Annotated in this window: 4 protein-coding genes and 2 pseudogenes; 1 reads left to right on the forward strand and 5 read right to left on the reverse strand. The window is 75.7% G+C overall.

From position 1 onward, the window contains the following. The first annotated feature begins 75 nt into the window (after positions 1-75). The gene (locus ACWCYY_RS33660) at positions 76-1,179 is read left to right on the forward strand and encodes a potassium channel family protein (RefSeq protein ID WP_449798175.1); all 1,104 of its coding nucleotides are present in this window, start codon (positions 76-78) and stop codon (positions 1,177-1,179) included. A 383-nt stretch (positions 1,180-1,562) separates the two neighbouring features. Here the strand turns inward: ACWCYY_RS33660 and ACWCYY_RS33665 are convergent, their stop codons facing one another. The 5 genes and pseudogenes from ACWCYY_RS33665 to ACWCYY_RS33685 all read right to left on the reverse strand — a co-directional run bounded on the left by ACWCYY_RS33665 (position 1,563) and on the right by ACWCYY_RS33685 (position 5,940). Next, positions 1,563-2,756, reverse strand: a complete 1,194-nt coding sequence (locus ACWCYY_RS33665) for a molybdopterin molybdotransferase MoeA (RefSeq protein WP_449798176.1) — start codon at positions 2,754-2,756, stop codon at positions 1,563-1,565. Between the two features lie 233 nt (positions 2,757-2,989). Continuing rightward, positions 2,990-3,247 (reverse strand): annotated as a pseudogene (locus ACWCYY_RS33670) (DUF6457 domain-containing protein); the annotation flags it as partial. A 117-nt stretch (positions 3,248-3,364) separates the two neighbouring features. Then, positions 3,365-3,929: pseudogene (gene mobA / locus ACWCYY_RS33675) on the reverse strand (molybdenum cofactor guanylyltransferase); the annotation flags it as partial. A gap of 88 nt (positions 3,930-4,017) precedes the next feature. Next, positions 4,018-5,004 (reverse strand): MBL fold metallo-hydrolase, encoded by a 987-nt coding sequence (locus tag ACWCYY_RS33680; RefSeq protein WP_380149120.1) that lies wholly within the window; start codon positions 5,002-5,004, stop codon positions 4,018-4,020. Between the two features lie 165 nt (positions 5,005-5,169). Beyond that, entirely contained in the window at positions 5,170-5,940 is a 771-nt protein-coding gene (locus tag ACWCYY_RS33685; RefSeq protein WP_345290495.1) for a polyprenol monophosphomannose synthase, read from the reverse strand. Positions 5,941-6,397 lie beyond the last annotated feature (457 nt).

The following is a 6,397-nucleotide window of genomic DNA, read 5'->3' on the forward strand; positions in this document are numbered from 1 at the left end:
CCGCGGCGCACCCCGCGGACGCGACGCGCCGGGGTGGTGGCGTCGCCGCGGCGGGCCGCCCGCCATCCTTGGGTGATGACTGCCAATCAGCAGCCCGAGCCCACGGGCGACAGCACGTGGTTCCGCCGCTCCCGCGCCGGGGCCGGACGGGTCCAGGACACCGACGACCCCGGCGCCCGGATCACCCTGCCGTCCCGGCCGCCCCGGCCGCCGCTGCGGCAGGTCTCCGCCCGGCTGCTGCTGGCCCTGCTGGTGCTGGTCTCCACCACGCTGATCGTCTGGCTGGACCGGGCCGGCTACAACGACAACTCCGACGGCGCGGTCGACTTCCTGGACGCCGCCTACTACGCCACCGTCACCCTCTCCACCACCGGCTACGGCGACATCACCCCCGTCAGCGACGGGGCCCGGCTGACCAACATCCTGGTGATCACCCCGCTCCGGGTGGTCTTCCTGATCATCCTGGTCGGCACCACCCTGGAGGTGCTCACCGAACGCACCCGCCAGCAGTGGCGGGTCAGCCGCTGGAAGGACACCGTCCGGGACCACGTGGTGGTCATCGGCTACGGCACCAAGGGCCGCCACGCGGTCGCCGCGCTGCTCGGCCAGGGCTTCCCCAAGGAGTCCATCGTGGTGGTGGACCCGCAGCCCAAGGTGGTCGAACAGGCCGCCCTCGACGGCCTCGTCGCCGTCCGCGGCGACGCCACCCGCTCGGAGACCCTGCTGCGGGCCGAACTCCCCCGCGCCGCCCGCGTCGTGGTCGCCCCGCAGCGCGACGACACCGCCGTGCTGGTCACCCTGACGGCCCGCCAGCTCAACCGCCGCGCCACCGTGGTCGCCGCCGTCCGGGAGGACGAGAACGCCCCGCTGCTGCGGCAGAGCGGCGCCGACGTGGTGGTCCCCAGCTCCAGCTCGGCGGGGCGCCTGCTCGGCATGTCGATGCTCAGCCCCAACACCGGCGCCGTCATGGAGGACCTCCTCACCTACGGCACCGGCCTCGACGTGGTCGAACGCCCCGTCACCTCCGCGGAGGCCGGGCACAGCCCGCGCGACTGCGCCGACCTGGTGGTCGCGGTGGTCCGCGGCCGCAAGCTGCTCAACTACAACGACCCCGAGGCCGCCCTCCTCAAGCCGGGCGACCGCGTCATCACCATCCAGCAGGCCGTCCCGCGCAGCTGAACGGCCCGGGGCGCACACCGCAGGTGGTGATGCCGGGGGCGCGAGGAACTGCGCGCGGGGGAACGGCAGCACGTGCAACTGGCCGACGTGCCCCGATCTCACGCCGGTCCGCCTTCCGTACCCGCGCCCGCGCGGCGGAGCCGCAGGTCAGCAGAGCCTCGCGCCCCCAGGGTGACCACCTTCGGGGGCGCACACCGCAGGTGGTCATGCCGGGGGCGCGGGGAACTACGCGCGGGGGAACGGCAGCACGTGCAACTGGCCGACGTGCCCCGATCCAACGCCGGTCCGCCTTCCGAACCCGCGCAGTTCCTCGCGCCCCCAGGGTGACCACCTTGCCTCGCGCCCCTGGGCCACTGCCCTGCCGACCCACTCGTCGAACGACCTCAGCCGCCCGGCACGGCCAGCGTCTCCGCGTACGAGCCGGGGTGGAGCCCGCCCGGGGGGACGACGGCCAGCGCGTCGGCCAGCGCCAGCCCCCGGAGCATGGCGGGCCCGTCGAACGGCAGCGGCCGCAGGCCCGCCTCGGTGCGCACCACCGGCAGCAGCCGGGTGTCCGACGGGTGCCCGGGCAGCGCCGCGGCGAGCGGTTCGCGACGGGACGGGACGGCGGGCCGCCCGGAGCGGGCGTGCAGCAGCGGGAGGGCGAGGGTGAGCAGCCCGGCCACCGCCGCGAGCGGGTTGCCGGGCAGGCCGACCAGGTGGCGGCCGCCGGGGAGGGCGGCCAGCAGCATGGGGTGGCCGGGCCGGACGGCCACGCCGTCGACGATCAGGTGGGCACCGACCGCGGCCAGCGCCCCGTGCAGGAAGTCCACCGGCCCGGCCGCCGTCCCGCCGGTGGTGACGACCAGGTCGGCGGGCGAGTGCCGGACGGCGTCCCGCAGCAGTGCGAAGTCGTCCCCGACGCGGCGGCAGCCGGTCAGCTCGGCGCCCGCGGCGGCCAGCCACGGCGGCAGCAGCGGCCCGAGCGCGTCCCGGACCATCCCGGGCCGGGGCAGTCCCTCGTCCAGCAGTTCGTCGCCGAGCAGCAGCAGTTCGACGGTCGGGCGCCGGTGCACCGCCAGTCCGTCGTACCCGCCGGCCGCCGCCAGCCCGAGCACCGCCGGGCTGACCGCGGTACCGGCCGGCAGCAGCGTTTCGCCGAGGCGGCACTCCTGCCCGCGCGGCCGGACGTCCTGACCCGGCGTCACCGGGCCGAGCCCGTACAGCTGGCCGCCCTCGGCCCGGCCGTGCTCGCGCCGCAGGACGCCGGTGGCGCCGGGCGGGAGCTGGGCACCGGTGGCGATCTCGACCGCCGCACCGTCGGCCAGCGGGGCGCAGGTGCCGCCCGCCAGCAGACGGCCCGTCAGCCGCCAGGGGCCGGGGCCGGCCACCGCCCAGCCGTCCATCGCGGAGGTGTCGAAGGCGGGCAGGTCGGTGAGCGCCGCGAGCGGCTCGGCCAGGGTGCGGCCGAGGGCCGATCGCAGCGGCAGCCGCTCGGCCGCGGTGGGCCCGTCGGCGGCCGCCCGGGCCGCGGCGCGGGCCTCGGGCCAGGCGCAGTGGTCCAGGGTCGCGGGCGGGGCCGCGGCGCCGACCGCCACCCCGTCCGGCAGGTCGAAGACGTCCTCCGCCGGAGCGGCCCCCGGCCGGCCGTCCCGGGTGCGGGCACCGTCACCGGGCACCGCGCCACCCTCCGACCGACCGTCCCCCGCACCTGCGTCGACACCGCCACCGGACGCCACGTCACCCTCCGCCCCGGCGGCCGCCGGGGTGTCCCCCGACGGGTCGAACCGTCCGGCGGGCCGTCCCGCCGCTGCCTCGGGGGCGACGGCGGTCACGGCTGCCGCTCCTGCTCCGCGGCCCAGCGCTCGGCGAGGGCGGCGGTGCGGGCCCGGGCCTCCTCGACGGCCCCGGGGCCGCCGCCCCGCGCGGCGGCGGCGTAGCCGACCAGGAAGGCGGTCAGCGGGGCGGCCGGGCGGGCCACGCCGTGGGCCACCACCCGGGCGAGATCGAGCAGCCCCGCGGTGTCCACCGCCAGGTCGATGCCCAGCTCGGCGGCGGCTTCGGCGATCCAGTCATCCAGCGTGCGCTCCATGGCCCCATGCTGCCCGATCCACCCGCCCGTCCCGGTTCCGCCCCGTGACCCCCGCGAGTCGATTCGCTCACCCGGCCGACCGCCGCGCGGTGAGGGGGCGTCAGCCCGGCCCGGGTGTCCGCAGCCGCCGCTCGGCGCGGGCCAGGTCGTCCCAGGTGTCGCAGTCCAGCGCGGTGGCGTCCGGATCGGGCAGGCGGTGCAGCCGGAGCGGTCCGAGCAGGCGGCGGAGCGGGAGCCCCGCAGGGGGGCCGAGCTCGTCGAGGCGGGCGCGCAGCGCGGCCGTCCGGTAGGCCCCGGCGAGCGGCTGGTCCCGGCCGTCGGCGTCGACGAGCAGGGCGCCGTCGTGGCCGGAGAGGCCGTCCAGCAGACGGACGACTGCGGCCCGGTCGAGGAACGGCAGGTCGGCCGCGAGCAGCAGCACCACCTCGGCGGTGACCTCCGCGAGCCCGGCCGCGACCCCGGCCACCGGCCCGCCGCCGGGTGGCTTCTCGCGGCACCACCGGAGGCCGCCGCGCTCGGTCGGCCGCTCGGGGCCGACCACCACGGTGGCCGCCGCGTCGGGGCAGGCGGCCAGCACCCGGTCGAGCAGGGTGCGTCCGCCGACCCGGAGGGCGGGCTTGTCCGCACCGTCGAGCCGCCGGGCGGCGCCGCCTGCCAACACCAGCGCGTCATGGACCATCGGACGGACCGTCATGCGGCCAGTATCGGCCCGGGGGACGGCTCGCTGGGACGGCTCCGCTGAACGGCCCCGGTGAACGGCCCCGCGCTCAGGGGTCCTCGACGATCTCCGCGTCCACGATCCCGTTCTCGTGACCGTTCTCGTGACCGCTCCCGTGGCCGCCCTGCTCGACCACCGACGCGACCGCCTGCGCGTACGCCGCCACGTTGGCCGCCGCGCTGAGCTCCAGCAGGGCCGGCTGGGTGAGCCCGCCGTAGCGCTCGTTGACGGCCGCGGCCAGCGCCTCGGCGTCCTCCCGGTGCTCGGCGAAGGCGGCGTCGAAGTCCCGCAGGTAGGCGTTGGTGAAGGCGAGCACCCGGGAGGCGTCGTCGTCCGCGCCGGGCGCCCGGTGGCCGGCGATCACCCGGTCCGCGCCGAGCTCGGCGATCCTGGCCAGGTTGGCCCGCCACTCCTCGCGCTGGACGGGGTCGGTGTCGGCGGTCCAGACGTGGGTGCCGTTGTAGACGAAGTCCCCGGCGACCACCGTGCGGATGCCCGGGACGTGCACCACGGTGGAGCCCTCGCAGTCGGCCTGGCCGAGGCCGAGCACCCGGATCAGCTGACGGTCGATCATCAACGGCTGGGGCAACAGCGGGGCGGGCAGCAGCGGGGCGTCGGGGATGTCGTCCCCGTAGACCGGCTTCCACTGGGCCACCTTGGCGGCGACGGTGGCGGCGATCCCCGCCACCACCGGCGGTGCGGCCAGCAGCTGGGCCCGGGGGAAGAGCCGGAGCACCTCCTCCGCGCCGAAGTAGTGGTCGGGGTGGTGGTGGGTGATCACCACGGCCAGCAGCTGCCTGCCCTTGCCGGCCACCCACTCGGCCAGCTCGCGTCCGGCGCCGCGGGTGAGCTGCGCGTCGACCAGGATGGCGGTCCGCTCGCCCATGATCAGGCTGGAGGTGGCGAAGAACGCGGTCTCGGGGCCGGTGAAGACCTCGACCGTCAGCGCGGCCGGCGGCGGGCCCTGCTCGGCCGAGAGTCCGGACGCCCCGGCCGGCTCCGGCACTTCCGGGTATTCGGACTGGTCCGGCGTCACATCGGCTCCCTGGTCGGCGTGGTGGGTCGTCTCCGGACCCCGTACGGCCAGCTTGGGAGGTAGCCGGGGCTTTCGCCGAGTAGGCACGCCCAGGTGAGTGATCGAACACATGCCGGAGGCCCGCCCCGACGCACTGTCAGGACGGGCCTCCGGCGGACACCGCTGCTACTTCTTGCCCTTGCCGGTGAGCTTCTGCACCCGGGAGCCGATGCCCCAGGCGGTGACCCGCCAGAGCGCCTCGACCACGATGTTGCGGCTCATCTTGGAGGCGCCGAGCTCGCGCTCGACGAAGGTGATCGGCACCTCGCTGACCTTGTAGCCGGCCTTGACGGTGCGCCAGGCCAGGTCGACCTGGAAGCAGTACCCGGCCGAGGCGACCTGGTCCATGCCGAGACCCTCCAGGGTCTCCTTGCGGAAGGCGCGGTAGCCGCCGGTGACGTCCTTGATCGGCACGCCGAGCATCAGGCGGGAGTAGGTCGAACCGCCGCGCGAGAGCATCAGGCGGGACTTCGGCCAGTTGACGACCTTGCCGCCGGGCACCCAGCGGGAGCCGAGCACCAGGTCGGAGTTGCGCAGCGCGGTGAGCAGGCGGTGCAGCTCCTCCGGCTGGTGCGAACCGTCGGCGTCCATCTCGACGAGGACGTCGTAGCCGTTGTCGATGCCCCAGCGGAAGCCCGCGAGGTAGGCGGCCCCGAGGCCCTCCTTGCCCTTGCGGTGCATCACCTTGATGTGGTCGTCCTCGGCGGCGAGCTTGTCGGCGATGTCGCCGGTGCCGTCAGGGCTGTTGTCGTCCGCGACCAGGACGTGGACCTCGGGGACGGCGGCGCGGACTCGGGAGGTGATCCGCTCGACGTTCTCGGCCTCGTTGTAGGTCGGGATGATTACGAGCACCTTGCCGAGGTCGGCGAAGGTGCTCTCCTGGTCAGCGGCGGTCACGTCTGAGCCTTTCGGAATGCAGCGGGGGGAGAACGGCAGCGAGCCCGCGCGTCCGACGATGCCAGGACGGCTGAGCACGTGCTGGTGCAGGGCCCACAGAAGAAGACGTCTGAGAATGCGCATGCTACCCCGGGCCGGTGCGTGCTCCATCCTCCGGGCCGCCCACGGACTCGGTGTGGAGGCCGCGAACGGGTAGTCTCCTGCTCATCCTGAACACCCGCGGGTCGCGAAGCAAACCGTTCGCTCGCGCCCGGCCGGGCCGCCCACCACGTCTCCTCTCGCGTCGGAGGGCAACCGCCGCAGCCGGAGCCCTGCCCGCGCAGGTGTCGACCGAACAGTGTGGAGTGGCCAGTCCGATGCGGGACCTGAAGCAGCTGGTGAAGGCGTACGACGTCCGGGGTGTGGTGCCGGACCAGTGGGACGAGGTGCTGTCGCGGGCGTTCGGTGCGGCGTTCGT

Source organism: Kitasatospora sp. NPDC001664, from assembly GCF_053596675.1.

Bases quoted from the DNA above. Each gene is read 5' to 3' on its own strand.
- ACWCYY_RS33660 (WP_449798175.1), top strand. From the start codon at position 76: ATGACTGCCAATCAGCAGCCCGAGCCCACGGGCGACAGCACGTGGTTC.